This is a genomic window from Amphibacillus jilinensis Y1 (genome assembly GCF_000306965.1).
Lineage (GTDB): Bacteria > Bacillota > Bacilli > Bacillales > Amphibacillaceae > Amphibacillus_C > Amphibacillus_C jilinensis.
In genome coordinates, this window is sequence record NZ_JH976437.1 from 1 (window position 1) to 26,481 (window position 26,481).

Below are 26,481 nucleotides of genomic sequence, written 5' to 3' on the forward strand. Positions count from 1 at the left end.
ACACCACCACATTCAGTATAGAGCCTTGTTTATACTCGTTAGCTTATAACAAAGAGCTCCTTGTTAATCAAGGAGCTCTTTGTTATTAATTTGTTATTAATTAGAAAAATCATGGAATCGGAATAAATCACCATAAATAATTTTATCCGAATAAGACATTTCTTGTTCAACTTCTTCAATCAGTGGTGTACAAGCCGTTCCTTCTGTATCTTCACTATTGACACGACTCGTCATTTCAACACCTAATTCCTCACCTGTTTCTCGATCATAACACACACCACTTGTGTATACATAATCGTCTGTTATGAAGCTACCATCTCGTAGTGCGACAAATTCTTTCCGCTTTGGCCCAAACAAATTCGTACCAAAACTAATATCAGTAGAATCATCAACACCTAATAAATGCATTAATGTAGGTTTAACATCGACTTGCCCAGCAATATCAGAAATAACTTCTCCTTCTTGACCAGGGATGTGAATGTAAAACGGAACACGTTGTAATTGAACGTGATCATATCCATTAATCTCATCTTGGTCTAAATAAGTTGCCATCGCACGATTATGGAAATCACTAATTCCATAGTGGTCCCCCATCATTACAATAATAGAATCATCATATACTCCAGATTCCTTTAGGTGATCAAAAAATTCTTCAATTGATTCATCCATATATCTTGCCGTTTGGAAATACTGATTCAATGTACGAGAGTTTGAATCAAATTGATCAATCGTTGCATCTTCTTCATCCAAATCAAATGGATGATGGTTTGTTAAGGTGATAAAGCGAGCATAATAAGGCTCTGGTAATGACGTTAAATACTTCATTGATTGTTCAAAAAATTCCTTGTCTTTTAATCCCCAACCTACACTATTTTCATCATTAACTTCATAGGCATCGATATCATAAAATTGATCAATTCCTAAATTATCGTACATACTATTTCTATTCCAGAAACTTCCGTTGTTCGCATGAAAAACAGCTGATTTATAACCGTTTTCCGCTAGTATTTGTGGTGTGGAATTATACGCATTGTTACTGTGCGTAAAATAAGCAGCGCCACTAGGTAAAGGATACAATGAATTCTCCATAATAAATTCAGAGTCTGCTGTTTTTCCTTGTTCCGTTTGATGATAGAAATTTTCAAAATAATAACTCTCATCAATTAAACTATTTAAAAACGGCGTAACCTCTTCCCCATGAAGGGTGTTGTTAATTACAAATGTTTGTAGAGACTCTAACGTAATAAAGATAACATTTTTATCTTCTGCAATGCCAAACATATCAGTTATTTCATTATCAGTTGTGTAGTTATCAACATGTGTTAAAATGTCAGAAAGTTCATTGCCATCTGCAAACACACGTTGCGCCTGTGAGCGAGATTGTTGTACAACATCATAAATATGAAAGTTGAACAAGCCAATATTCTTCACTAGGTACTCACGATCAAATCCTCGCTGTAATAACTGTGGTCTTTCAATTTCAGCCAAAATGTAGTTTCCAAGTAAAAAAGCGATTGACATACTAAGTATTAACAGCTTCTTCTTTTTAGGAAATTGCACTGTTAAATCAAGAGCTTTACGTGTTGTTAAATACCAAATTAATGCAAGATCAATAAATACTAGAAAATCAATCATTTCCGCTAAGGCTAGTACACTAGAGCCTAAATCAGCGGCATTACTCCCTTGAAAAAGAATAGGAATCGTTACAAAGTCACCGAAACTTCGATAAAATAATATATTAAAATATAGAATTAAAGTCCCTATTAAAGTCATATAGCGTATATAACGTAATTGATTCTTTTCCTTCATCCACACACTTAGTGAGTAAAACAAAAATGCAGTCACAAATGGGTTAATAAAGATAATAAATTCTTGCATTACATTCTCCAAATCAATATTGAAGAAAAAGCGATAAATCATGTATGTTTTGGCTCCAAATAGTAAACTAGCCACCACATATAAATTTATATGTTTGTTCTTTAAGAACATCATTTCGTCCTCCCTTAAACCTTAAACCAAACTTACTGTATATTTAGTTAAAGATTTGATCTAAATATATTAATAGTACAACTTGTTTTTATAAAACCTATTAATCCATTAGACGTAAAGTTTTAAATAATAGTTACATTTTTAACAAGTTGATTTATATTATATGTTTTATGATTGATGTTGTTTCACTAAAAAAGCCCCACCAATTATGCCAGCATCGTTACCTAATGTAGCTATTGCAAATGTACTGCCTTCATTAATGCGCGGTAATGCATAGTTCCGATATGCCTTTTCCAATGGAACTAACAGTTGATCACCTGCTTTTGACACTCCACCACCGATAACGATTTTTGACGGGTTTATAACTGTAGCAACATTGGCAATAGCAAATGCGAGCACATCAACAATTTCAGTAATTACTTCGCTTGCACATGGGTCATCTTGTGCCGCTGCGTCAAAAACATTTTTAGCAGTTAATATTTTATTCTCTTTTAAAATATTTGTCAAAGCTGAATGCTTAGTTTTTTTAACTTTTGCTGTTGCAATCCTTGCAATGCCTGTTGCTGAAGCAATTGTTTCTAAACAACCTCGCCGACCACAATTACATGGAGCACCATTCTTTTCTATTGTCATATGACCGATCTCACCTGCAGTTCCATTCACTCCGCTGACAATTTTACCATCTACGATGATCCCACCACCAACACCTGTTCCTAATGTAATTGCAATTAGGTGATCAGCCAACTGGCCTGAACCCAACCAATTCTCACCAAGAGCAGCTATATTAGCGTCATTATCCACATAAACAGGCAATCCTGATAAATCCGTTAAAATTCGCCCTAAAGGGAAGTCACGCCAACCTAAATTAACAGCCTCAGCAATATCACCACTATCCGCCACAACAAAACCAGGAGCACCAACACCAATCCCTAGTATTTGCTGCTTATCTATTTGGTGTATCGCTAGCTTGTCCGTAATCGCATCCCAAATATCGTTTGGAATTTTGTCTGCATTCGCCCCTTTATTTGTAACAATTTCCCATTTAGTTATGATCTCTCCTACGACACTAATAATGCCAATCTTTACTGTTGTCCCACCAATATCTACACCAATTAAATATTTGCTCATTAGAACCACCCCTATTAACAGTTAATTTTCTAATTCGTTGATTAAAATTCTACTAACCTTTAAATAATCAGATGCACTAATAGCACTCTCGTCTCTTAAAGCTCGAAGCTCTATTAAACTAAGTTCAATTTCTGCGCGTCTATTTCCGATGTAGATAATGATACCGAATTTAAGTAAAAAGCGCTTAACATCACGATAAGATTCCATGTTAACCCCTAACCTAATAAAGCAATTGCTTTAACTATATACGAATTGTAAATTATTTTCAACGTTTTCATAACTAAATTTTAATCATGTAAACATTGCTTTACGAAATAAAACGAACCTCCAAGCCGTGGGATGCGTTCTTTTCCACGGCTTGGAGGTTCGTTTTTAGGATCAGGACCTTAGCGTCCGTTAGCTCCCACCTAATACATTAGCTCTACACTCTATTTGAGGCGGACATTTTACGACCGCTTATCTGAGATAAATAGATCAGCAAAGATTTGATTTCATATCTCCTGTTACTTTTGTTAATTCTTTAATATATTAGGACTGGTCAATATCTTGTGGATCAAGAAAAGATGGCCGATATTTTTTTAATGGAATAGGTAATCGAACCCATACATTTAATAAAGGTCTCAATGAAAATGGTATGAACGGCCATAAATACCCCGTTTTAAAGGTTTTCATCTGTGTAAGAAGTAATAGCCATAACGTCACGCCAATGACATAACCAGAGGCTCCAAATATTGCTGTTGTAACCAGTAAAAATAATCTCGTTATTCGATTGGCTAATGACATCTCGTAACTTGGCGTACAAAATGTACCCATTGCAGCAATGGCAATATATAACACCACTTCACTTGAAAACAAGCCGACTTCTACCGCTACTTCTCCAATCATAATCGCCGCTACTAAACCTAATGCGGTAGCTAAAGCTGATGGTGTGTGAATAGCAGCCATTCTTAAAACATCAATACCTACCTCCGCAATGATAAACTGGCCAATAAGCGGAACCGCCCCATAATCATTTGGCCCAATAAAATCAAGTTGCTGAGGAACTAATGATGGGTCAATAGATAATAAATAATAAAGAGGTAATAAAAACAATGCAGCTAACACTGCTATAAATCGCACCCCTCTTAAATAGGCACCAATAGAAGGTTTTTGCCGATACTCCTCAGCGTGTTCTAAATGATGCCAAAAAGTAGCTGGTAAGATCATTACACTTGGAGAACCATCCACAATAAGAATAATATGTCCTTCATATAAATGTGCGGCAGCTGTATCCGGTCTTTCTGTGTAACGAATGGTCGGATATGGATTCCAAAATTGTCCTGCCAAATACTCCTCAATTGTCTTCTCTGCCATTGGCAAGCCATCTACGTCAATTTCTTTAAGATGTTGTTCAATAAGCTTTACTTTCCCTGTATCGGCAATATCACTTAAATAACAGATACACACATCTGATTTCGATCGTTTCCCAATTTGCAAGTAAACCATTCGAAGTGAGCGATCTCGAATACGCCTTCTTGTTAGCGCTGTATTAAAAACAATCGTTTCTACATAGCCATCTCTTGAACCTCTGACTACCCTTTCAAGGTCGGGTTCTTCTGGACCTCTAGCCGGATAAGTACGGGTATCAATTAAAATAGCAGATTGAAAGCCCTCTACGATTAAAGCTACTGGCCCAGATAAAATCTGATCAATAACCACATCAAGATCGCTTTCTTTTTCAATTTCTGCATATGGAATATGGTGTTTCATCAGTTTAGTTAGTCCATTCACTTCTAATTCACCTTCTGTTAACTCAGACAGAAAGTGCATTAAAAACATTAACACTTCATCTTTAACAAAACCATCTACTAAGAATAAGCACATGTCACGATTAGCATAGTTTAATTCTAGCTTTACCAAATCAAAACTCTTGTCAACAGCTAACTCCTCTGTTAAATATTTTATTTGATTCGTATATGTAGTTGATTTATTCCTTCTCACAATCATCTTTCACCTACCTCTATTCATTAGCCTATACTAAAGTTAAAACTTCATACATAGGTATATAAACAGCAGTAGTATTATGTTTAATGATAACGAGGTGGAACCATAATGAATAAAAAAATGTTATACATATTAATCATTATTGTTGTGAGCATGTTTTTTTTTCACCAGCTTTTATCACCAACAAATATAACGATGAAATATTTCCCGATTGATCAACAAGCTACTTTTGAAGAGACAAAGACAGCACTAACACTCTCTCAAAATGGCATAGATCAACCTTTATTGATTTGGGAATCAACCTCCCAGATCGCTGAGCCCAGTTTTTTAAGGCATGATGCTAGCTTACTATTTCAAAATGGACAGCTTAAAGGTATTCAATCTAAATGGATTCAAGAAGCAACCGATATTAGACAAACTGCCAGTGTTGAAACACATGATAATCAATATTTTCAATCAATAAGTTACCATTACAGTGAAATTCACTCAAATACAGACCAGATCAATAGTAATCACCAATTATCAAGTGATCATATCTATGTCATCGATGATCCTTTTGCTAAGGCTTATGCTTTTAAAAACCCGGAATCCGATCAAGAGCAACATTGGGCGAGCACGTTAAACCACACAACTGCACAGCAGCTTGATTTCCATTGGACAAGTTTGATTGATCATTTTAACATTGATCGTAGCAAATATTATGAAATATCTTTACTTGATTGGACAGCCTATCAATATGAACCGCTACCACAATTGACACTAGAATTAACCAAACGAGTGACTGCCCAACTATGGGAAGGTTTATATAAGCATTACATTATACCATTTAAAGTAGCTCAAAAAATTGAAGAGAGTTTTGTTCCCTTAATCTTGCTTGATAAAAATGGTGAATACCTTTTTGTGTTGTTCCAAGATGTAAACGGAGATATGCAACAACTCGTTCAACAGATTCATTAAGGTGCTATTATCATATGAGATACAGGTTGATCGAATGTATCACGCGGGAGTACATCCACCATTTGGCCAGACCAAACTAAACTAATAGAAGTATGATCAAAGTTAGCCAAGAAACGATCATAATAACCACCCCCGTAACCAATTCGATAGTGTGATCGATCATATACAAGTCCAGGAACGACTAGTAAATCCAAATCATTCGGGAGAACAGGAGTGGTTTGATCACAAATAGGTTCCATTAACCGGTAGTGTTGCACAGCTAAATCCTGTCTACTGTTAATCAGACGAAATGACAACTGTTTTGTCGAGGGATCACATTTAGGAGCTGCTACTTTTTTACCTTCTAACCATGCCTGCTCAATGATTGGCCATGTCTCCCATTCATGCGTTTGAGAAATAGTAATCCCAATTATTTTAGCATGAAGCCATTTTTCACATTGAAACAACGATTTTTGTAGCTTCTGATTTATTTTCTTTCTATCATGTTCAGACATTTTTTTCAGCTTATCTAAGTACTTAGCTCTTAAAAACTGTTTTGATTGCTTCATCATTTTACCTCCTAGCATTCCATCTCTAGTTGAAGTTTGTCCAAGGAAAAGCGCGAAAAAAACTCCTATCTATAAAAAGATAAGAGTTTTTTTAAAATTATTTTGTTTCACGGTGAAGCGTATGCTTTTTCAAACGCGGGCTATATTTCTTCATTTCAATACGCTCTGGATTAGTACGTTTATTTTTTGTCGTAATGTAATTACGATCGCCTGTTTCAGTACACGCAAGTGTGATATTTACACGCATGATTATCCCTCCAAACTTATCAACTATCAGTTATCATTATTAATCATTTTCAGACTTGTTTATAGTATCAAAGATTAGTTTAATTTTCAAGTATCAGTTTACGCAATTTAACTTATCGTTTTCCAAAAGTGAAAAATGTGTTATAACTATATAGTAGAAAAGAATGGAGGCATATGATGATTTATACGATTATAGGACTACTTATTGTAGCTGTTAGCTTATTTATTATTTCTTTCTTTGCACAGGATAAATTTAAAAAGCTTGAACATCAAATTGAACAACTTTCATTGTCTAATTTGCAAGACAATTATCAAATAAAGAAAAAAATTAAAATTTTAGAAGAAGAATTATTACCTAGTGAAATTAATATAACTGATTTTAATAAACAGGCTTCTAATAAATCCAACTTAGTAAAACAAGTAGAAACATTGTATAAACAAGGCTATAGTGCGGCAGAAATCAGTGAAAAAACAAACCTTAGTGAATATGATATTGAATCTGTCATCAGTCAATATTCAAACATGGGATAAGAGGGGTTATTATGAAACATACGTTACGGACATTTGCGCTTGGTTTACTAACGGCTACACTCGTTATTGGTTATCAATATTATCTAGAAGACGAAGAACCCGAGGTTATTGAAACGGATATGTCAGAGCAAGAGATGATCAATGCCTTAGAAACAGCGGGATATTATATTGCTGAGTCAGAACCTAACCTTCAAGAAGACATTGCATCCGAAGATGATCAGGTCGAAGAAGATGAAGAAGATAATGAAACAAATGAAGATACAAATGCAAACGATGAGAGCAATCACTTTATATTAACGATCGAGTCAGGCATGACCATATCTCAGGTTGCTGATTACCTCATTGTAGCTAGTCTTATTGATAGTCGGAGTGAATTTACCGATTATCTATCCGAGCATGGTTATGGGAACAATATTCAAGTTGGACAATTTGAACTTAGTAGAGATATGACACTTGAAGAAGTCGTTGAGACGATTGCTTCACAAAGGAACTAAACCACTGTGACTATTTTGACGCATCTGTAAAAAGTATATCATTTAAAGAAGCAGCCATGCACTAGAATCGTGCATAGCTGCTTTTTTATTATTCTTGATCTTGACTTGCCATTTCATCAATAATACTTTCATCAATACCTTCTTGATCACGTTGTTCCTTCAATTCAAAATAAGTGTTAATCAATTGATTACCGATATTATGGTGAATACCATTGTGGTCATTACCAGTTCCAGTACGTGGAACGATGATCGCAAAAGCAACTTCTGGTTCATCATATGGCGCATAACCAACTAAAGTTAAGTTGTTTGTTTTTTGCTGTATCCCATTATCATAAAAGTAATTTTGAGCTGTTCCCGTTTTTATCGCGACATCGTATTCACTATTTGCCCAGTGACTACTTCCAGTTCCACTGGTTGCTACACGTCGAAAACCTTGTTGAACACGTTCGATATAATTATCATCCATGTCAATTCGATTTAATACCGTCGGGCTATTGCTTTCAACAATAGAGCCTAACGTTTCTTTATTACCATTGGACTGTCTTATTTCTTTGACAAGCCGTGGGCTGACTCGATAACCATCGTTAGCAATCGTTGACACATATTGCGCTAACTGCAAAGTGGTATATGTGTCATATTGCCCAATCGCAAAGTCAAGTAATAAACCACCATTTCCAGTCGTTGAGCCAGTTACACCTGTCGCCTCAAACGGTAGATCAATCCCTGTTTCAACACCTAAACCAAACTGATTAAAATGATTTCGCATAATTTGAAACCCTTCTGGGTTAAAACCACGTAAAGGCTCGTTTTCACGATATGTTGCACCAGAAATACGCATTGCTATTTCAAACATATAAACGTTTGATGATTGTTCAATTGCTCTAAGATCATCAACATCGTAAAGTTGCTTCCAAGATTGTTTCACAGAAGTTCCCGCAATACGTATTGGCCGATCGTAAATAACTGTCCCTGGGGATATAACTCCAGTTTGATAGCCTGTTAATACGGTTGCCCCTTTTATTGAAGAACCTGGTATATGAGCATCATAAATAACACGATAAGCTTGATCGACATACTCGTTTTCTTCACGATCATAGTGAGCACCAGACATCGCAAGTACATCACCCGTTTGTGGGTCGAGCACAGCGACTAGTGCGTCTTCCATATATTTGTTCTCACCTGGGTTTTGATTAATATAATCTTTAAGTTCTTTTTGGACAATTTGATCTAGGGCTTGTTGTAACTCAATATCGACCGTAAGCATTAAGTCATTCCCACTCTTACCTTCTATAACGGTATCTGTGCCAACAATATTACCCCTATTATCTGTAGTATACTCAATAATTTCTTTCTGACCTCGTAAAAGACTCTCATATTGTTGCTCTAATCCACTTGTTCCAACACGATCATTACGGCTATAACCTAATGTTAAATAATAATCTTGATTTTCTCTAGGAATACCCTCATTTGATGAAGTGATTCCACCAATAAAGCTGGCGAATGTGCCATCATACATACTGACACGATTCCAGTCAATTTTAGCATCTATACCAGGCAATCGTGTTAAATTTTCTGATATTAAGGCATACTCTTCTTCAGTGACATCTTCGTTTTTTATCGTATGTGGTGATAATTCATATGCTTGATCCAGCTCTTTTTTTATTGCTACAACATTCAACAAATCAGGATCTGACCAATCATATTCATCATATGTTTTAGCTTCTTCAATATAATCTAATATTTGTTGATACTGTTCACTTGTATCTAATTCCAAATCTTCCTCTGTTAAAAGATCATTAGCATCTTCTGTATTTAATAAATACCAATACTCTTGTTTATCACGATCGCGAACCATCGCTTCAAGTTCTTTAAAGTCATCTGACATCACCATCAATTCAGCTAAATCTTCAGCTATTTTTAAGCGCGCTTTTGCCGAATCGCCATTTTTAGGTGGTGTATATGTGATTGAACGTTCTGGCTCATTATCTAAAATTAATTGACCATAACGATCGTACATTAAACCACGAGGCACAGAAATTGAGGCTCGTGTATTTTCAGTTTGATTAACGCGCTCTCTCGCTTCCTCTCCATTTATGATTTGAACAATTCCTAATTGTAAAATAAGTAGCGAAAACAATAAAAAGACAAATAGAAATAGTACATTTAAACGTAAAGGTAATTGCGCACGTTTTTTATTTTGTTTGGCCATCGGCTCCCCCCTCTTTTCGTACAAAGTACCACAATAAGTAATTATAGCATGTTTTAATGCTTTTTTCATTTTTAAATTGATCTGTAATAAAGAAAAGTCAGACCATTTTTTAGACTTATTCATAAAAGTACCCTATAGATAGCATTTTTAAAATGCCGTCTCTATAGGGTACTTGTGTATGTTTTTATTTATTTAGCTTTAGTATACAGTTCAGCAACTTTGTTCCAATCTACTACGTTCCAAAATGCTGAAATATAATCTGGACGTTTGTTTTGATATTTTAGATAATAAGCATGCTCCCAGACATCTAATCCTAAAATTGGTGTTTTACCCTCACTAATTGGTGTATCTTGATTTGGTGTACTGATAATTTCGAGTTCACCATTGTTAACTACTAACCAAGCCCAACCAGATCCGAAACGTCCCGCTGCTGCCGCTGCAAATTCATCTTTAAATGACTCGAAGTCACCAAATTTAGCTGTAATGGCATCAGCAAGTTCACCTGATGGGTTACCACCACCATTTGGCGACAATAATGTCCAAAATAGACTGTGGTTGGCATGACCACCACCGTTATTTCTAACAGCTGTTCTAATATCTGCTGGAAGTTTACTTAAATCTTCTAGTAACTCTTCTACAGTTAATGTTTGAAGCTCACTATATCCTTCTAATGCCCCATTTAACTTTGTTACGTATGTGTTATGGTGCTTCGTATGGTGAATATTCATTGTCTCCTTATCGATATGCGGCTCCAATGCATCATAAGCGTAAGGTAACTCTGGTAATTCAAATTTTCCCATGAATAATGCCTCCTTTAGAAATTTTCCATTTGAAAGTTCACAAAATGTTCACTTTCTTTGCAACTTTTACTTTAGCAAAATAAACCTTAACTAGCAAATTTTTTGCTCAGTAGGGCCTAGTTATTATATTCACCAAAAAACAACTTGTTAAACGACTAATTTTATCAGATATGACCGCCCCTAAAAGTACGCTTCAAAATGAAAGCAGAGATCATCTATTTAGACGAGCCTTATCGGACGCTAATGTCGTAATAAACACAACGCAAGAAACGTCCCTACTGATTGGAGTTTCGCTTTTTCAAATTTTGTCTTCATTTGAATATCTATCGATTTGGTTAATATCATTTGAATCCTGTTCATCCGTTAACTGATTATAGCTATTTTGGTCACTAGAAAAGTCAGATGGAGTTTCTGATGTGCCATAACGCTCCAAAGTATGCCAAGCATCTGCATCATCCATTTCTAATCTACCCATGGACTGCTCTCCCTCTGGATATGATGCCGTTTCGTGATTGGCATGATCTAAACAAAACCTTGTGGTTGGGATAGCTTGTAGTCGATCTTGATCAATCGGCTCTCCACATTTCTCACATTGCCCGTATGTTTCTGACTTCATTTTTACGAGCGTTTCGTTGATCGCTTTTAGTTCTTTTTGTTCATACTGATTTAATGCGATATCCTTTTCTTTCTCATACAATTCAGAGCCTGAATCTCCGGGATGATTATCATAATTAGATAACTCAGTTGAATACTCCTCCTCCCCTATTCTATTGTGACTTTGAACATTTTTATTCAGTAATTCCTTTTTTCGATTTATTAATTCTCGCTTTATGTCCACTAAAACTGTCTGATCTAGCATGTTACAGTCCCCTCTTCTGCTTTATTACTTATATCTTTCCTTATAATCGACAGCTTAAACACTTTTTAACCAAAATTAAAAACAAGCCATTAAAAATGACTTGTCTTTAAAAGTGGCTCGGGACGGAATCGAACCGCCGACACACGGATTTTCAGTCCGTTGCTCTACCGACTGAGCTACCGAGCCTTATTGTATGTAAATAATGGCGGAGGAAGAGGGATTCGAACCCCCGCGGGCCGTGAAGCCCCTGTCGGTTTTCAAGACCGATCCCTTCAGCCGGACTTGGGTATTCCTCCGTATAAAAAATGATGGTGGACCCTGCAGGATTCGAACCTGCGACCGATCGGTTATGAGCCGATAGCTCTAACCAACTGAGCTAAGGGTCCTTGATGGGGCGGCTGATGGGGATCGAACCCACGAATGTCGGAACCACAATCCGATGTGTTAACCACTTCACCACAACCGCCATCAATACGATTGCAAAAATAAAAATATGGTAGCGGCGGAGGGAGTCGAACCCACGACCTCACGGGTATGAACCGTACGCTCTCGCCAGCTGAGCTACGGGGCCGCCACAAAATGGCTCCACAGGTAGGATTCGAACCTACGACCGATCGGTTAACAGCCGATTGCTCTACCACTGAGCTACTGTGGAATAATGTAATAGTATGAAATGATGGTATGTACTAATGTCAGCGACGGTATATAATATATCACGAATCAAAAACCGCGTCAATAGTTTTTTTAGAAAGTAATCATACAATAAATTAAATATAGCACGGTGATCTAATCGATTCAATAGTTTTAATAAAAAAACATCCTAATGAATCAATTTCATAATTCATCTTTTTAAAAATTTAAAGACCTACAGAATTTTAGTGATATCGTTTTAAAAAGTTTTTTTAAGCAACTTGTTGCTGATTTAACACTAAATTCACACGATCACTTGCTAATTTTGATGCATTATAAACAAGCGTGACGATGTCAAAATGAACTTTTGCTCGTTTTCCAGTTCGATAACGCACATTGTCCAGTTGAAAATATTCCTTTAGATAACCATTGACGCGTTCTACTGCTGAGCGGCGCTTTGATATATGTTTCCACGCTTTTGACCCACGAGCTGGGGCTGTATATTTTCGGAGATCTGTCGTGATTTTTACTTTATAAACCTTTTGGCAAATACTTTCGTTAGCTAAAGGACAGTCGCTACATTCTTTTGGTCTTGTGTATTTCAACGTTTCATACTTGGCATAAAAACTATCATAACGATAGGAATGTTCCCTAAAACAGGTTGGGGCAAAGTGTTTATCAAACCCAATGGGTTCTGCTTCATTTTTCTTATTATAAGCAATGACAGATTGGTTTCCCATTCGATGAACTTGAACATAAATAGGGGCGTAGTCATATCCTGCATCCATTGTCTGGTAGGTCAAAAAAGGCAAGGATAGGCATTCATCCACTCCCTTTAATAAAGGAATAGCTGCTTTTCCATCATTGAGACTGCCAGAAGAAAAAAGAGACTGTAAAATGTACTGACTGGATGTTCCAACAGCTAAGTGACCTTTGTAGCCGTACCAAAAGACATTTTTTCCTTCGCTGTTCTTTTTCACACCCCATTTAGGGTCTTGAGGAACTTCCGAACGTAACTCATGTAAAGGAACATCCAACTGAGCTTCTATTTTCTTTTCGTAAAGGGGAAGTTTTGCTTCCTTTTCTGCTTGTTCCATCAGCCATTGTTCTCGCTCGTCTTTTGGTTTGCGCCCGCGCTTGTTAGGCTCTGCTTTTGGCTTTTCTTCTTTTGGTGGTGCTTGATCACGTGCTTCAAAATGGGTGGCGTCAATAGCGACGGTGTCATCCATAATAAAGCCTTCAGCAATGGCTTGAAGAACAACTTTCTCTTGTGACTTCTCTAACACATCAGAGGCACTCAGTTTCGTTATAAGTCGTGAATAGGCAGCTTCAGAGGGAGTGTTGTCAGACACAAGAAACCCACAATTCAACTTAAATAGAACGTCATCATTCAGACGTTTGATCAGGTCCTTCATCGTCGGAATGCGCTCAACGATTCGTACAAACATAGAAATAATCATCGCCGCATAATTCAACGCTACGGGTGCACCAAGTCGGGATTTTTTGTTTATTTCATGGTAGATAGCATCCAAATCTATTGCTGAAATAATGGCTTCATAACGTTGGGTAGGTTCCATCTCGTATAATTCTTGGATGCCAAATAAGTTTTGTTGTCGTATAATGGTCATAAGGGGTACTCCTCCAGTCTTTTTTTGGTTGTCTCTCAACTACCATTATACAAGATTTGGGGAGGTACTTCCTTTTTTATCTCTCAAACTCGTTGGGGCTCAAGGACTCTGAATTATGAAATTCACTCTAATGCAATTGACATTAGAATGTTTGATAGTTATTTTAATGAACGGTTTCTGGAATTTTTTCACCTAAAACTTCTTCTGCTATATTTAAGGCATGATCACCAATTCGTTCTAAATTGCTAAGAATATCAACAAAAACAATACCTGAAGATCCAGAACATTTACCTTCATTCAAGCGTATAATGTGCTTTTTACGAAAACTCTTCTCCATTCGATCAATTTGGGTTTCATGCTTAACTACTTCAAGTGCTTTAACACGATCCATTTCCGAAAGGGATTCAATCGCTTCTTTCACAGTTAAATTGGTCAAATCTATCATCTTATTCAAATCTTCTTTAGCGTCCTCTGTAATAATGATCTTATTTGAAATCTTAAATTGGATTAATTCAACTACATTTTCAAAATGATCACCAATACGCTCAATATCTCTTACTGAATCAATTAAAGCTGAATGTCGCTCACTATCTGAATCCGATAATTGTGCAACTGACAACTGGACTAAGTAATCTGTTATTTCACGATCTAGCTTATTTAGTGCATTTTCGATTTGAAAAGCATTATCAGCATGTTTCGTTTGGTGATTATTTAAAAATAAAGCCGTTTCTTCTAGTCCTTTGTATGCATATTCACCCATCCGAATAATCTCTTCTCTTGCTTGGTCTAACGCCACTGCTGGTGACTGCTGAATAAAGATAGGATCAAGATGTGTTGGTTTAAAATCAATAACAGAATCTTCTCCTGGAATTAGTTTAGTCACTAAATAAGCCAATAGACCAATAAAAGGGAAAAAGATAATGAGATTAGCCACATTAAAAATACCATGTGCAAAGGCAATTGTCATTTCAGCATTTAAACCTAGTCCATCTCTTATTGAAGCAATTAAAACTGTATACGGATGGATTAATAATAAAATAACGGTAGCACCTATTAAATTAAAAATAACGTGTGTTAATGCCGCACGCCTTGCTGCGATACTTGCTCCAATTGAAGCAATAACAGCGGTAATCGTTGTTCCAATATTATTTCCAAATAGGACCGGCATGGCTGCATCAAGATCCATTAAACCTTGTCCCAAAAGGTTTTGAAGAATACCGATGGTCCCACTAGAACTTTGCACAACAAAAGTAAAGACCGTTCCAATTACCACACCTAAAAATGGATTACCGGACATTTCAATCGTTAATTCATGAAATGCCTCTAAATAACGTAACGGATACAAACCACTCCCCATTAAGTTCAGGCCGAAAAACAAAGCACCAAAGCCAAAAATGGTTTGACCATAGTTTTGTAATTTTTGATTTTTAAAGAAGAAAAGCATTAATGCTCCTACCGCTACAATAGGTAGTGCGTACTCTTCAATTTTGATACCTATAATAAAAGCCGTAACGGTTGTCCCAACATTGGCTCCCATTATAACACCGATCGATTGTCGTAATGTCATAAAACCAGCGTTGACTAAACCAACTGCAAGCACAGTGGTACCTGTACTCGTTTGTAATAAAACAGTAACAACGATACCAGCCAGCACGCCCATAAATGGATTACTAGTAAATTTATCAAGAATATCCTTTAAACGATCACCTGCCGTTTTCTGCAAGCCCTCACCCATGTATTTAATTCCTAATAAAAAGATACCTAAACCACCAAAAAACTCAAATAATAGACTTTGAACATCAATTTCCACGGGTTCTCATCCCTTCACTTCAAAATTTGCATGTTTATTTAGTAAACAATCCTTCACCATTATTAATGAAATATAAACATAATGTAAAGAGTATTCGACTAAAATTTACACTAAATTTACACTCTGGTTAGTCTCATCAAAAAAAAGAGGGACAATATACTTTATTATGATAATTTATGTAAAAATTATCAACGTGAAGATGGAATAATAAAAAGAACCGTCAATCAGTGGGGATTTCCGTTCTTTTTCCACTGATTGGTCGTTGCGTGAATCAGAACACTAGCGTCCGGTAGCTTCCACCTAAACAGATTAACTCCACACTCTATTTTGAGGTGGTGTTTTACAGACGCTTATTTGTGATAACAATAACGAGTCACCATGTTATAGCATCAATTTATTTTAGACTTGCTAAAATTAAATATACAGAAAAGAGACGAAATGTTAGAGAAACGTTATTCTATAAGCATTTTTTACAACTTTATCATTGCACACGTTGTTGGGACGAATCAACTAGATCAACAAGTATTCGAGTGCCGTCAACTTGCTTAACAAAGATTTCCGATTGACGTTCGATCCAATGACCGTTAGTTACCGCACTATAGTCATGACCATTGATCTTTATCGTGCCCACGGGCCGCATATCGGTTAATGTGACTCCCTCTTCCCCTATCAAGTGACGATAACTTTGGTTCATGGAGCTATATCCTCTGTCATCGGTTAGTTGATCCAGCAACGTTATTTTGCTCCACATATTTCTTTTGGGCAGAAATTTTAACCATGTGATTGAAAAAATAGCACCTACAACCACTCCAATTATGGCATACAGTCCAACAACCCAATTAGGTGAGCTTAAACCGACTGAAATAAGCATTAATATCGCTCCAATACCAGCAAGCGTTCCATCATTAATAAATTGTCCATCAATAAATATGAGTATAATTCCAGAAAAATAAATGATGCTCATAATTAGGATCATCGATGGATCGAGATAGGTTAAGAAATAAGTTGAAATAAGTGCCACTCCTAATAATGCAAATAGCCCCTTTGTATTAACGAGTAATTCCCCTACAAGAAACAATGTAGCAAAGCCTACAATAAAAAAACTAATCCAATCAAAAGCGAATATATTCATCATAAACAACTCCTTCATTATATATATATCAAGTATACAAAATTTAGCGCTATAAGGATGAGAAGATGATGTCAGATCAATATAAAATCATTATATTCAGCATTTTTGCATTGATTTTTTTTGCTTGTTATCAAGATTTAACTAAACCCTCTCACCATCAAGATCTAACTCCCCTTACTACTTCTCCATTATATTATGATGAAAGCATTGAAAGCTTTCAAGTTATTTCTTATCAAGTTCAACGTGGTGATCAGTTTTTATCCATCCTCGAAGCGATAAATGATATTCAAATTCAGAATATTGATCAGGCCATAACGGACTTTAAGTCTCTAAATCCTACAGCAGATATTTTTCAATTAGAAGTTGGACATGTCTATTTATTTCCACGTTATTCTAACGATGAAAATAACTGGACTTATCACTTCTCATTTGATCCTTAAAGCTTTATAATGGATAGCGTAAGTGTTTAATAGATTTTATAAACGTAACGATAAAAAGGAGCGTTAACTTTCATGGTTCTAACACACAGAAAAAATACACGTCCTGTCAAAGTAGGAAACGTGATTATTGGGGGAAAAGACCAAGTCATTATCCAATCAATGACCACCTCAAAAACACATGATGTAGAAGCAACAGTATCTGAGATTAAACGTTTAGAAGATGCCGGTTGCCAGGTTGTTCGAGTTGCCTGTCCGGATGAACGGGCAGCTAATGCGATTCCCGAGATTAAAGCACAAATTAATATTCCTTTAGTTGTCGATATTCATTTTAATTATAAGCTTGCTCTCAAAGCGATTGAGGGTGGCGCTGACAAAATTAGAATAAACCCAGGAAACATTGGTAAGCGTGATAAAGTGGAGGCTGTAGTTAATGCTGCGAAGGCTAAAGGTATTCCAATTCGAATCGGTGTAAATGCAGGTTCACTAGAAAGGCATATTCTTGAGAAGTATGGCTATCCCACTGCAGATGGTATGGTTGAGAGTGCATTACATCATATCAAAATATTAGAAGACCTTGACTTTCATGATATTATCGTATCTTTGAAAGCATCTGATGTTGGATTAGCTATTGAAGCCTACGAAAAAGCTGCAGAAGCAATCGAGTACCCATTACATCTTGGTATCACTGAATCAGGTACTTTATTTGCCGGAAGCATCAAAAGCGCTGCAGGTATGGGTGCCATTTTAAGCAAAGGAATTGGTAACACGATGCGCATTTCATTAAGTGCGGATCCCGTTGAGGAAGTTAAGGTGGCTCGAGAACTATTAAAAACTTTTGGTTTAGCATCAAATGCTGCCACTTTAATATCATGCCCTACTTGTGGGAGAATTGAAATTGACTTGATTTCTATTGCAAATGAAGTTGAAGACTATATCTCAACGATTAAAGCACCAATTAAAGTTGCAGTATTAGGTTGTGCAGTAAATGGACCTGGAGAAGCACGTGAAGCTGATATTGGAATCGCAGGTGCAAGAGGCGAAGGTTTATTATTTAGACATGGTGAAATTATCCGTAAAGTCCCGGAAGAAACAATGGTAGAAGAATTGAAAAAAGAAGTAGATAAGATTGCTGCTGAATATTTGGCAGCTCAAACAGAAGAAAGCTAAAGGCAAATGCCTTTAGCTTTTTAATTTGCCATCACAACCGCATGGTGTTGCTCTGCATTTGTCTGAATTCGCCTCGCATAGTCACTTTCTGCTGTGCCGTTCTCCATTATATAGTTTTCCAAACCTGACATCCCACGGTGATAAGCCGTTAGTGCTTGATCCCAATCTTGATATTTATGGTGTAAAAAGTCCAAATAAACAATAGCTAATTGCATTGAATAATAGGGGTCAAATAATAGTTCTTCGCTATAAGGTAGTCCTGCCATATCAGCAATCCACGGGGCTGTATTCTTCATAAATTGCGACATGCCATATGCGTGACCATAACGCGTTTCTGGACCTACTAATTCTGGATCAAAAACGCCTCCTGTCTCAATCTTTAGTAATTCATAGACAAGGAAAGGATCAACTTCATATTGCTTTGCTTCATTTGCTAAATAAATAGCCCACGATTTCTTAAAGTTTCCTCCACTGTCATTAACCATTTGTTCTGCCATTTCTTCTAAAGTCGCCCAATGATGATAATCATCCTGAAGATCAATGCTTACATCTTCCAGCTGATAAGTTGCTCTTGCTTGCAACGTTAAATTTTCAATGGACAATGCATGATTTTCTTGTTGTAATCTCGTCATTTGTGTTTGATGATGAAGACTTATAAAAATAGTTATAATGGCAATTAAAGATACAATACTGAATAAAACCTTCTGACGATATTTCATTGTTTTACATCCTTTCTTATAGCAAATTATTGCTACAAGACGATATCCTACGCTAATTTGAGAAGGATTGCAAATAGAATACATTATGCTTTCAAAAAGTTAGTAAACCTTTACTCATCTAATCATATATTAAGATGTACTGAGTGATAATTTTGTAACGAAAAGGAGGGAAACGATGAATCCAGTTATGAAACAATTAATTCGCAATAAATTAACTCAGCTAACTCCCAAAGAACTTCAATCTTATGCTCTAATATATAACGTACAATTGTCTGAATCTCAAGCGAATCAAATTGTTAACCTGTTAAGAGAACAGCAGTTTGACCCCTTTATTAAAGAGGATTTAACTGCATTGTTTAATAGGCTTGAAGAAATTACAGATAAACAAACAGTAAATAAAGCGAAAACGATTCTAAATCAATTGATCCAGCAATACGGTGTGGCAGATTGGTTTAAATAAAGAAACCTTGTAAAACTTTCTTCGTATGGTTTTTCTCGATACTATAATATAAGTGGCTTAAAGCAGTAAAGAGACCACGACAATATTGGCGTTTAGCCTTAAATATAATTTGTATTTTGCATCTACTGATGAATGATAGACTTTACACATTGACGTACAAAGATGACGGGACATAATTAGCCTCAAATAGAAAATAAAAAAGTTCCAAACAATAAAAATTTGCTTAGAACTTTTTTACGTTTTATTAACCTCGTCGGGTAGTATTTTTCTATTTGAGGCAGTGCATTTTCTCAATTTCACTCTTATAAATGCAAAGCCCATACGTTTTTCACTTTCTATCTGCCCCTCACTGGATTCAAGTGAAGCCTAAATTAACTTTCAGAAACCCAAAGCCTGGCTCCCATCAATTTTACGCTTACGTAAATTTCACCGCTTCTCGTTCGAAAACTTTGTCCATATGCATTGCAATACTTATAAAACGAATCTTTAATCAGCGGGGGCTTTCACTGATGGATCGTTGAGTGAATTTAGCTTCAGCCTAGATAAGTAAGCTCTTCCCCCTAGTTTAGAGCAGGCGTTTTAGGGACGATTACCTGGTTTACCTGTGATAAAAGTTGCTTATTGTTGCATGATTTTTTCTTTTAAATCCGGTTGAAAATCGTCGCCTTTTAACATATTGATTTCAAACTTATAAGGCGGTTTTTTATTTTTTTTATCTTCACCTACATACGGCGTTTCTAAGATTTTAGGTAAATGGCTCAGTTGTGGGTGATGAACAATATATCGTAACGCTTCAAAACCAATATAGCCAAAACCGATATTTTCATGGCGGTCTTTGTGTGCTCCTTTTTCATTCTTACTATCATTCACATGAATGACCTTCAAGCGATCCAAGCCAATTACTTTATTAAAATCATCAAGTACTTGGTCAAAATTATTGACAACATCATAGCCAGCATCATGGACATGACAGGTATCTAAGCAAATAGAAAGTCTATCGTTCTGTTCAACGCCATCAATAATCATTGCCAATTCTTCAAATGTTCTCCCAATTTCCGATCCTTTCCCTGCCATCGTTTCCAAGGCAATCTGAACATCATGCTCTTTCGTCAATACTTCATTTAGGCCTTCAACAATTCTAGCAATACCTTTTTCTACTCCAGCACCAACATGTGCACCAGGGTGTAAAACAATTTGTTTAGCGTTTAGCGCAGCTGTTCTTTCAATCTCACTCTGCATAAATGAAACAGCTAATTCAAATGTTTCCGGTTTTGTTGTATTACCTAAATTTATGATATAAGGCGCGTGTACAACTAAATCTTCAATCCCACTCTGTTCCATATGGTGGATACCTGCTTCAATATTTAATTCTTCAATCGCTTTACGTCTTGTATTTTGCGGCGCTCCTGTATAAATCATCATCGCAGTAGCCCCATAACTTACTGCTTCTTCACTAGATCCTAATAACATGTTTTTCCCACTCATTGATACATGAGAACCGATCTTCACTTTCTCCACCCCTATTTTTTTGGTTGATTTTTCTTTAATTGTCTTTTTATTTTATCATGCTGTCGCTTCATTTTTTTCTTGTAGCCTGGCTTTACTTTTGATGGTTTCTTTACACGTTGCCAAGCTTGTTGATCAATATCGTCGCCTTCCTTTTTCCTTAATCGGCGTTCATTCCACGGCTTAATCTCTTTCCATTCACCATTAACAATATCAAATGTGCCGAATTCAATTCTTCGTGCGGTTAATTTGTTTAACAATGGCACATCTTCATCACCATACAAATTAATGGCTGTACCTTCCATACCTGCTCTAGCAGTACGTCCCACACGATGAATATAGAATGGCTCTTCTTTTGGTAACTGTGCATTGATGACATGGCTGACCCCTTTTATATCAATACCTCTTGCAGCTAAATCCGTTGCGACAATGTATTGGTATTTAAGCGCTTGGATATCCTTTAGTACCCGTTTCCGTTCTCTTGCAGCAAGACCACCATGAATAATACCAACATTAATCCCCTCTGATTGCAGCTCCGCAAATAACTTATTAGCAGCGTCTTTACCATTCGTGAAAATAATCGCTAAGTATGGATTAATGACACTTGCTATCTGAGCAATTATTTGGGCCGGTTCACGATGACGCAGCGGAATTAAACGATGTTCGATCGCTTCTGGTGCAAAATGATCATTGATATGAACATGTGTAGGGTTTTGTAAATATTTTTTCAAAAATGGTTGTAGCCGTTCTGGGATGGTCGCTGAAAAAACAAGCAATTGAATTGACTGCTCTGCCCTAACGAGCATCTGGTCAATCTCATGAATTAACCCAAGATCCAACATTAAGTCAGCCTCATCGATCACAAAAGAGCGTGCAGTATAAATATCTAGCGCCCCTTCTTTAATTAAGTCTAGCAGTCTCCCCGGGGTTGCAACAACAATTTGCGGTTGTTCTTTTAATTTATCAATCGCACGTTGTTTATCAGTACCACCAATAAATAACTTGGCTGTTATAGTTTGATCTTGTTCAATAAAATCAATTATTCTTTTCACTTCATTATAAATTTGTATGGCTAGTTCCCGAGTAGGTGATGTAATAACCACTTGTGTCTCATTTTTAGTGCTATCTAATTGACTGAATAGCGGGATCAAAAAGGCATGAGTTTTTCCTGATCCAGTATGCGATTGTCCAATAACACTTTCCCCTCTTAAAACGGCTGGAATCACTTTTTTTTGAATTGGGGTGGGATAATCAAAATGTAATTTGTTTAGCACGTCATGAATCCATGGCTGTAAATTATATTGTTTAAATTGATGTTTTTCCATAATTAACTCCTTGTCCTATCGATTTACCTTTATATTATAGTTGACTTTAACAAAAAATGCACACTTTGCAAATCTATGATGGGTTACTTTTTGTCATTTTATATATTTTTCTTTATAATGATAGTGTTATTCTAAAAATTGACTAGGGGGGAAATAGTCATGGACGTTATAAAAATTGCTCCACGTGGTTATTGTTATGGTGTGGTAGATGCTATGGTTATCGCTCAAAATGCTGTTAAAGATCCAAATTTACCACGACCTATTTATATATTAGGAATGATTGTGCATAATGCTCATGTGACAAATGCTTTCAAAGAAGAAGGTGTAATCACATTGGATGGGAAAAATCGTGAAGAATTACTCGATGACATTACTCAAGGTACAGTTATATTTACAGCTCATGGTGTCTCGCCAGCTGTTAAAGAAAAAGCTAGAGCAAAAGGATTAACCGTGCTTGATGCAACATGTCCAGATGTGACGCGTACACATGATTTAATTCGCCAGAAAGTGAAAGAAGGCTATAAAGTGGTTTACATAGGAAAACGAGGACACCCAGAACCTGAAGGTGCTGTCGGTGTCGCCCCAAATGATGTTTTTCCTGTACAAACAGAAAAAGATGTGGAGCACCTTACACTTGATCATCCTAAAATTTTAGTAACGAATCAAACAACGATGAGTCAATGGGATGTTTACGATGTGATGCAAGCAGTAAAAGCTAAGTATCCACAAACAGAAATGGTTCAAGAAATCTGTATGGCCACACAAGTGCGGCAAGAAGCTGTAGCTGAACAGGCTAAAAAAGCTGATCTAACTTTAGTTGTTGGTGATCCTAGAAGTAATAATTCAAACCGATTAGCTCAAGTATCTCAAGAGATAGCCGAAACACCTGCCTATCGAATTGCTGATCTATCAGAGTTAAATTTGGAATGGTTAAATGGCGTCAATTGTGTAGCCATAACCGCTGGTGCCTCAACGCCTACACCTATTACAAAAGAAGTGATTAGGTTTATCGAGCAGTTCGATCCTAATGATGAATCGACATGGGATCTAACGACAAAGGTTAAGCAAAATAAAATATTACCTAAAGTAAAGCGCAAATAAGACGAATCTTTAATCAGTGCGCCTTTTATGGACCGTTATCTGTGCTAAAAAGCGTTAAACTAATCTAATGAGCAGAAGAAATAACCTTGTTTATATCAAGAGATGTTGCGATTGAAGATCACAACATCTCTGTTTTTATAGCATCTAATGCCAATTTAGCATTAACACTCTCATGATGCTATTTGTCACTTGTCGCTGACACAACAAATCAATCAGATGAATTTAAATGGGTCAGAACTAAGTTGAGTTGGGATAACCTCTAACTCAGTCGCTTCTTGATTTAATTTTTGTTTTAAATAGTGGCAAACCGCTCCAATCATTACAGATTCAATATGATGGCCTGGATCGATAATTGCTAAGCCTAGTGCTTCTGCATCTTGAGCCTGATGAAATGTCAAATCTCCTGTTACGTATACATCAGCACCTAACCTTTTAGCTTGTTTAAAGTATTTTTCGCCACTACCGCCAAGTACTGCCACTCTTTTTATCTTTTTGTCTAACGATCCTGTTACCCGCAAACCTGATAATGAGAATATTTCTTTTACCTCATTAGCAAAATCAGCTAAAGTTGTTGCTTTAATCAGTTCACCAATTCGACCTAAACCTTCGACTTTACCTTCATTTTCAAGCTCAATAAGATCATAAGCCGGTTCTTCATAAGGGTGTGTTGCAAGCAATATCCTGATCGCTTCTTGTAGTTGTGCTTCTTTAAGCATATACTCAAGCTTTATTTCTTCAACATAAGACTTATTACCTTGTTCTCCTATATAGGGATCCGCTTGTTTTAAAGGTGTAAAAGCACCTGTACCTTTGACTCGGAAGGAACAATCTTTATAATCCCCTATTTGTCCGACACCCATACGCGTTAGAGCATGATCTACTAGATCTAGATGTGTTTCTGGTACATAAACATGAAATTTATACAATTTCTCATTAAATTCTGGGATCATCACACGTGCAGATTGTAAATTCAACCTCTCTGCTAATAAATCATTTACACCCCCTTCAACAATATCCAAGTTTGTGTGGGCGGCATAAGCAGTAATTTCATGAAGAATGAGCTTTCTTAATATACGACCTTGAACAGAATTAACGTTAATTTGCTTTATCGGTTTAAACAATAATGGGTGATGGGCTATAATAAGGTTTGCACCTTGTGCTATCGCTTCATCTACAACATCTTCTGTTATATCCAAGGTAACTAGAATTTTAGTTACTTGTGTGGTTAAGTCACCAACTTGGAGACCAACATTATCCCATTCATATGCATATTTTTTAGGAACCCATTTCTCTAATAATGTTATTATTTTGCCAACCGTAAATACTTTAGTCATCAGTTAACACCTCCTCAATCCATTCCACTTCCAGTTCAAATTGCTTGATCTTCGCTTGATTAGGTTCTTTTGCTTGTTTAATCTGACTAATTATTTTTAACTTATTTTTATGCTCTCGTTCCCACTTCTTTCTGAAAGCATCATTTTTTTCTTGTAAAAGTATAGGGCCAAACATTAACGATTTTACCGATTGATCATCCATATTATTGACAGGCATTACATTAGCATCTGCCACTAAAATCTCGTATATATGACCGTCTTCCTCTAATATTTGCTCCGCTGTCAAATGGAAAGAACTTGACAATAGCCACTTTCGAATGTAATGACTATCTACATTTGGTTGTAGAATTAATCGCTCTACACCATCTAATAATCCCTTACCCTGTTCAAGGATCGATTGAATTAACACACCACCCATACCGGCGATAACAATCTGTTTAACAGGAACATCAGCTATTACCGTTAAACCGTCTCCCTTAATAACATCAATACGGTCAGCTAAACCATATGCCTCTACGTGTTGACATGCAGACAAATAGGGCCCATTATTTAACTCACCAGCGACCGCTCGTGCCGAATGATCTTGTTTACATATGTATACAGGTAAGTAAGCGTGATCACTACCTATGTCTGCAAAGTAAGCGCCTTGAGGCAAATACTGAGCGATTTTCTTTAACCGATTTGATAGTATGTTTTCTTTCATTGGCATTTATAACACCTAACCTTTATATTATGATAGCTATTAGACAAACCACTATACCCACCACACTCATACTTAGTACTAATTTTAATTTCCATTTTATCGATAACACAAGCCAGATTGCAAGTTGAAAAAAAATCACCATTAATGCGGTGGATGATGAAAAAAACCATTGATTTACAGTGGTAATTGAAATGATACAAATGTTTAATAATAAAGCGGCAAATACATATTGAAAAGCGATTTGATAGATTTTATAGCCTACATAAAATAATCCAATAGAAATAATGACCGTTAAAGTAAGCAAAGTTACCAGTTGGGCATTTGATAACACAACAAAAAATACAAATATAAACATAGTGGGTGATAAAATAAAATTTAATAGAATAAATAATAAATGGAACGGATTAACTGTTGTTTTTTGTTCTTCTATTAAATTACTTTCTTGTTCTTCCTCGATGTCGCCTTCTGTATATAATGCAAGTAAGAAATCACAAAAATGTCCGGGTAGTAATTGACTGTTTTTCCAATGCTTAATTTCATTAATAATTATTTTTTTTCGTTGTTCGTCCATTTGATTACACCTCAGAATTGACGATTTAATTTTTAACGATCATGATTAATTAGAAAAACTCATATTCACACAGATTTTTAATGGATTTGTAAGCTTTAACGAATGAATACGGTTTCTTCATAAAAACTTTAAGCTTTTCTAACATGCAAAAAAAACAGTCAACCAAGAATCAATTGAAGCTCAACTGAATCTGGATTGACTGAGCCAATCT

Annotated in this window: 25 protein-coding genes and 6 tRNA genes; 7 read left to right on the forward strand and 24 right to left on the reverse strand. The window is 36.2% G+C overall.

Features of this window, described 5'->3' with window-relative positions; all coding sequences use genetic code 11:
* Positions 1 to 96: 96 nt before the first annotated feature.
* The 4 genes from B494_RS0111690 to B494_RS0111705 form a co-directional block, all read right to left on the reverse strand.
* Positions 97 to 1,989, reverse strand: coding sequence for an LTA synthase family protein (locus tag B494_RS0111690; protein WP_017472574.1), 1,893 nt, complete (start codon positions 1,987 to 1,989; stop codon positions 97 to 99).
* 168 nt (positions 1,990 to 2,157) lie between these two features.
* A complete protein-coding gene (locus tag B494_RS0111695; protein ID WP_017472575.1) occupies positions 2,158 to 3,117 on the reverse strand; it encodes an ROK family glucokinase in 960 nt (319 codons plus the stop codon).
* 21 nt (positions 3,118 to 3,138) lie between these two features.
* Positions 3,139 to 3,324, reverse strand: a complete 186-nt coding sequence (locus B494_RS0111700) for a YqgQ family protein (RefSeq protein WP_017472576.1) — start codon at positions 3,322 to 3,324, stop codon at positions 3,139 to 3,141.
* A gap of 321 nt (positions 3,325 to 3,645) precedes the next feature.
* Positions 3,646 to 5,103 (reverse strand): spore germination protein, encoded by a 1,458-nt coding sequence (locus tag B494_RS0111705; RefSeq protein WP_017472577.1) that lies wholly within the window; start codon positions 5,101 to 5,103, stop codon positions 3,646 to 3,648.
* Between the two features lie 105 nt (positions 5,104 to 5,208).
* On the opposite strand from B494_RS0111705, the gene B494_RS0111710 reads away from it, so the two are divergent.
* Complete coding sequence (locus B494_RS0111710; protein WP_017472578.1) at positions 5,209 to 6,057, forward strand: hypothetical protein; 849 nt, start codon at positions 5,209 to 5,211, stop codon at positions 6,055 to 6,057.
* On the opposite strand, the gene B494_RS0111715 is transcribed toward B494_RS0111710, so the two are convergent.
* Both B494_RS0111715 and rpmG read right to left on the reverse strand, forming a co-directional pair.
* Positions 6,054 to 6,605, reverse strand: a complete 552-nt coding sequence (locus tag B494_RS0111715; protein WP_017472579.1) for a 5-formyltetrahydrofolate cyclo-ligase — start codon at positions 6,603 to 6,605, stop codon at positions 6,054 to 6,056. The genes B494_RS0111710 and B494_RS0111715 overlap by 4 nt on opposite strands.
* A 97-nt stretch (positions 6,606 to 6,702) precedes the next feature.
* The gene (gene rpmG, locus B494_RS0111720) at positions 6,703 to 6,852 is read right to left on the reverse strand and encodes a 50S ribosomal protein L33 (protein ID WP_017472580.1); all 150 of its coding nucleotides are present in this window, start codon (positions 6,850 to 6,852) and stop codon (positions 6,703 to 6,705) included.
* Positions 6,853 to 7,028: 176 nt separating this feature from the next.
* On the opposite strand from rpmG, the gene B494_RS0111725 reads away from it, so the two are divergent.
* Together B494_RS0111725 and B494_RS0111730 are read left to right on the forward strand one after the other, a co-directional pair.
* On the forward strand, positions 7,029 to 7,382 hold the full coding sequence (locus B494_RS0111725) for a hypothetical protein (protein ID WP_017472581.1): 354 nt from the start codon (positions 7,029 to 7,031) through the stop codon (positions 7,380 to 7,382).
* A gap of 11 nt (positions 7,383 to 7,393) precedes the next feature.
* The gene (locus B494_RS0111730) at positions 7,394 to 7,876 is read left to right on the forward strand and encodes a hypothetical protein (RefSeq protein WP_017472582.1); all 483 of its coding nucleotides are present in this window, start codon (positions 7,394 to 7,396) and stop codon (positions 7,874 to 7,876) included.
* Positions 7,877 to 7,964: 88 nt separating this feature from the next.
* Here the strand turns inward: B494_RS0111730 and B494_RS0111735 are convergent, their stop codons facing one another.
* From B494_RS0111735 to B494_RS0111790, 12 genes are all read right to left on the reverse strand, one after another.
* Positions 7,965 to 10,085: a peptidoglycan D,D-transpeptidase FtsI family protein gene (locus B494_RS0111735; protein WP_017472583.1), complete on the reverse strand. Its 2,121-nt coding sequence runs from the start codon at positions 10,083 to 10,085 to the stop codon at positions 7,965 to 7,967.
* A gap of 188 nt (positions 10,086 to 10,273) precedes the next feature.
* Complete coding sequence (locus B494_RS0111740; protein ID WP_017472584.1) at positions 10,274 to 10,885, reverse strand: superoxide dismutase; 612 nt, start codon at positions 10,883 to 10,885, stop codon at positions 10,274 to 10,276.
* Positions 10,886 to 11,183: 298 nt separating this feature from the next.
* On the reverse strand, positions 11,184 to 11,744 hold the full coding sequence (locus B494_RS19295) for a TraR/DksA C4-type zinc finger protein (RefSeq protein ID WP_017472585.1): 561 nt from the start codon (positions 11,742 to 11,744) through the stop codon (positions 11,184 to 11,186).
* Positions 11,745 to 11,857: 113 nt separating this feature from the next.
* Positions 11,858 to 11,930, reverse strand: a tRNA-Phe gene (locus B494_RS0111750).
* 17 nt (positions 11,931 to 11,947) lie between these two features.
* A tRNA-Ser gene (locus tag B494_RS0111755) sits at positions 11,948 to 12,040 on the reverse strand.
* A gap of 13 nt (positions 12,041 to 12,053) precedes the next feature.
* A tRNA-Ile gene (locus tag B494_RS0111760) sits at positions 12,054 to 12,130 on the reverse strand.
* A 4-nt stretch (positions 12,131 to 12,134) separates the two neighbouring features.
* Positions 12,135 to 12,210, reverse strand: a tRNA-His gene (locus tag B494_RS0111765).
* A 28-nt stretch (positions 12,211 to 12,238) separates the two neighbouring features.
* Positions 12,239 to 12,318: transfer RNA gene (locus B494_RS0111770), tRNA-Met, on the reverse strand.
* A 6-nt stretch (positions 12,319 to 12,324) separates the two neighbouring features.
* Positions 12,325 to 12,399: transfer RNA gene (locus B494_RS0111775), tRNA-Asn, on the reverse strand.
* Between the two features lie 247 nt (positions 12,400 to 12,646).
* A complete protein-coding gene (locus B494_RS0111780; RefSeq protein ID WP_017470474.1) occupies positions 12,647 to 14,002 on the reverse strand; it encodes an IS1182 family transposase in 1,356 nt (451 codons plus the stop codon).
* A 163-nt stretch (positions 14,003 to 14,165) separates the two neighbouring features.
* Positions 14,166 to 15,812 (reverse strand): Na/Pi cotransporter family protein, encoded by a 1,647-nt coding sequence (locus B494_RS0111785; RefSeq protein WP_017472586.1) that lies wholly within the window; start codon positions 15,810 to 15,812, stop codon positions 14,166 to 14,168.
* Positions 15,813 to 16,293: 481 nt separating this feature from the next.
* Positions 16,294 to 16,944, reverse strand: a complete 651-nt coding sequence (locus B494_RS0111790) for an NfeD family protein (protein ID WP_017472587.1) — start codon at positions 16,942 to 16,944, stop codon at positions 16,294 to 16,296.
* Positions 16,945 to 17,012: 68 nt separating this feature from the next.
* On the opposite strand from B494_RS0111790, the gene B494_RS19300 reads away from it, so the two are divergent.
* Together B494_RS19300 and ispG are read left to right on the forward strand one after the other, a co-directional pair.
* Positions 17,013 to 17,384 carry a hypothetical protein gene (locus B494_RS19300; RefSeq protein ID WP_017472588.1) on the forward strand — a complete coding sequence of 124 codons (372 nt, stop codon included), beginning with the start codon at positions 17,013 to 17,015 and terminating at the stop codon, positions 17,382 to 17,384.
* Positions 17,385 to 17,456: 72 nt separating this feature from the next.
* Positions 17,457 to 18,551 carry a flavodoxin-dependent (E)-4-hydroxy-3-methylbut-2-enyl-diphosphate synthase gene (ispG, locus tag B494_RS0111800; protein ID WP_017472589.1) on the forward strand — a complete coding sequence of 365 codons (1,095 nt, stop codon included), beginning with the start codon at positions 17,457 to 17,459 and terminating at the stop codon, positions 18,549 to 18,551.
* A gap of 20 nt (positions 18,552 to 18,571) precedes the next feature.
* Here ispG and B494_RS0111805 read toward each other — a convergent pair whose 3' ends face one another.
* The gene (locus B494_RS0111805; protein WP_017472590.1) at positions 18,572 to 19,270 is read right to left on the reverse strand and encodes a lytic transglycosylase domain-containing protein; all 699 of its coding nucleotides are present in this window, start codon (positions 19,268 to 19,270) and stop codon (positions 18,572 to 18,574) included.
* A gap of 175 nt (positions 19,271 to 19,445) precedes the next feature.
* On the opposite strand from B494_RS0111805, the gene B494_RS0111810 reads away from it, so the two are divergent.
* A complete protein-coding gene (locus tag B494_RS0111810; RefSeq protein WP_017472591.1) occupies positions 19,446 to 19,730 on the forward strand; it encodes a DUF2624 family protein in 285 nt (94 codons plus the stop codon).
* Positions 19,731 to 20,348: 618 nt separating this feature from the next.
* Here the strand turns inward: B494_RS0111810 and B494_RS0111815 are convergent.
* Positions 20,349 to 21,239 carry a deoxyribonuclease IV gene (locus B494_RS0111815; protein WP_017472592.1) on the reverse strand — a complete coding sequence of 297 codons (891 nt, stop codon included), beginning with the start codon at positions 21,237 to 21,239 and terminating at the stop codon, positions 20,349 to 20,351.
* Positions 21,240 to 21,250: 11 nt separating this feature from the next.
* Positions 21,251 to 22,561: a DEAD/DEAH box helicase gene (locus B494_RS0111820; RefSeq protein ID WP_017472593.1), complete on the reverse strand. Its 1,311-nt coding sequence runs from the start codon at positions 22,559 to 22,561 to the stop codon at positions 21,251 to 21,253.
* A 159-nt stretch (positions 22,562 to 22,720) separates the two neighbouring features.
* Here B494_RS0111820 and B494_RS0111825 point away from each other — a divergent pair, with 159 nt between their 5' ends.
* Entirely contained in the window at positions 22,721 to 23,662 is a 942-nt protein-coding gene (locus B494_RS0111825) for a 4-hydroxy-3-methylbut-2-enyl diphosphate reductase (RefSeq protein ID WP_017472594.1), read from the forward strand.
* Between the two features lie 212 nt (positions 23,663 to 23,874).
* Here the strand turns inward: B494_RS0111825 and B494_RS0111830 are convergent, their stop codons facing one another.
* Genes B494_RS0111830 through B494_RS21165 form a run of 3 tightly spaced genes read right to left on the reverse strand, consistent with a single transcriptional unit; the run spans position 23,875 to position 26,270 of the window.
* Complete coding sequence (locus B494_RS0111830; RefSeq protein ID WP_017472595.1) at positions 23,875 to 24,996, reverse strand: Nif3-like dinuclear metal center hexameric protein; 1,122 nt, start codon at positions 24,994 to 24,996, stop codon at positions 23,875 to 23,877.
* Positions 24,989 to 25,705, reverse strand: coding sequence for a tRNA (adenine(22)-N(1))-methyltransferase TrmK (locus tag B494_RS0111835; protein ID WP_017472596.1), 717 nt, complete (start codon positions 25,703 to 25,705; stop codon positions 24,989 to 24,991). Before B494_RS0111835 ends, B494_RS0111830 begins: the two co-directional genes overlap by 8 nt.
* A gap of 16 nt (positions 25,706 to 25,721) precedes the next feature.
* Entirely contained in the window at positions 25,722 to 26,270 is a 549-nt protein-coding gene (locus B494_RS21165) for a hypothetical protein (RefSeq protein WP_017472597.1), read from the reverse strand.
* Positions 26,271 to 26,481 lie beyond the last annotated feature (211 nt).

Coding starts and splice junctions, on each gene's coding strand:
- B494_RS0111690 (WP_017472574.1), bottom strand. CDS start 1,989: ATGTTCTTAAAGAACAAACATATAAATTTATATGTGGTGGCTAGTTTA.
- B494_RS0111695 (WP_017472575.1), bottom strand. CDS start 3,117: ATGAGCAAATATTTAATTGGTGTAGATATTGGTGGGACAACAGTAAAG.
- B494_RS0111700 (WP_017472576.1), bottom strand. CDS start 3,324: ATGGAATCTTATCGTGATGTTAAGCGCTTTTTACTTAAATTCGGTATC.
- B494_RS0111705 (WP_017472577.1), bottom strand. CDS start 5,103: ATGATTGTGAGAAGGAATAAATCAACTACATATACGAATCAAATAAAA.
- B494_RS0111710 (WP_017472578.1), top strand. CDS start 5,209: ATGAATAAAAAAATGTTATACATATTAATCATTATTGTTGTGAGCATG.
- B494_RS0111715 (WP_017472579.1), bottom strand. CDS start 6,605: ATGAAGCAATCAAAACAGTTTTTAAGAGCTAAGTACTTAGATAAGCTG.
- rpmG (WP_017472580.1), bottom strand. CDS start 6,852: ATGCGTGTAAATATCACACTTGCGTGTACTGAAACAGGCGATCGTAAT.
- B494_RS0111725 (WP_017472581.1), top strand. CDS start 7,029: ATGATTTATACGATTATAGGACTACTTATTGTAGCTGTTAGCTTATTT.
- B494_RS0111730 (WP_017472582.1), top strand. CDS start 7,394: ATGAAACATACGTTACGGACATTTGCGCTTGGTTTACTAACGGCTACA.
- B494_RS0111735 (WP_017472583.1), bottom strand. CDS start 10,085: ATGGCCAAACAAAATAAAAAACGTGCGCAATTACCTTTACGTTTAAAT.
- B494_RS0111740 (WP_017472584.1), bottom strand. CDS start 10,885: ATGGGAAAATTTGAATTACCAGAGTTACCTTACGCTTATGATGCATTG.
- B494_RS19295 (WP_017472585.1), bottom strand. CDS start 11,744: ATGCTAGATCAGACAGTTTTAGTGGACATAAAGCGAGAATTAATAAAT.
- B494_RS0111780 (WP_017470474.1), bottom strand. CDS start 14,002: ATGACCATTATACGACAACAAAACTTATTTGGCATCCAAGAATTATAC.
- B494_RS0111790 (WP_017472587.1), bottom strand. CDS start 16,944: ATGAATATATTCGCTTTTGATTGGATTAGTTTTTTTATTGTAGGCTTT.
- B494_RS19300 (WP_017472588.1), top strand. CDS start 17,013: ATGTCAGATCAATATAAAATCATTATATTCAGCATTTTTGCATTGATT.
- ispG (WP_017472589.1), top strand. CDS start 17,457: ATGGTTCTAACACACAGAAAAAATACACGTCCTGTCAAAGTAGGAAAC.
- B494_RS0111805 (WP_017472590.1), bottom strand. CDS start 19,270: ATGAAATATCGTCAGAAGGTTTTATTCAGTATTGTATCTTTAATTGCC.
- B494_RS0111810 (WP_017472591.1), top strand. CDS start 19,446: ATGAATCCAGTTATGAAACAATTAATTCGCAATAAATTAACTCAGCTA.
- B494_RS0111820 (WP_017472593.1), bottom strand. CDS start 22,561: ATGGAAAAACATCAATTTAAACAATATAATTTACAGCCATGGATTCAT.
- B494_RS0111825 (WP_017472594.1), top strand. CDS start 22,721: ATGGACGTTATAAAAATTGCTCCACGTGGTTATTGTTATGGTGTGGTA.
- B494_RS0111830 (WP_017472595.1), bottom strand. CDS start 24,996: ATGACTAAAGTATTTACGGTTGGCAAAATAATAACATTATTAGAGAAA.
- B494_RS0111835 (WP_017472596.1), bottom strand. CDS start 25,705: ATGCCAATGAAAGAAAACATACTATCAAATCGGTTAAAGAAAATCGCT.
- B494_RS21165 (WP_017472597.1), bottom strand. CDS start 26,270: ATGGACGAACAACGAAAAAAAATAATTATTAATGAAATTAAGCATTGG.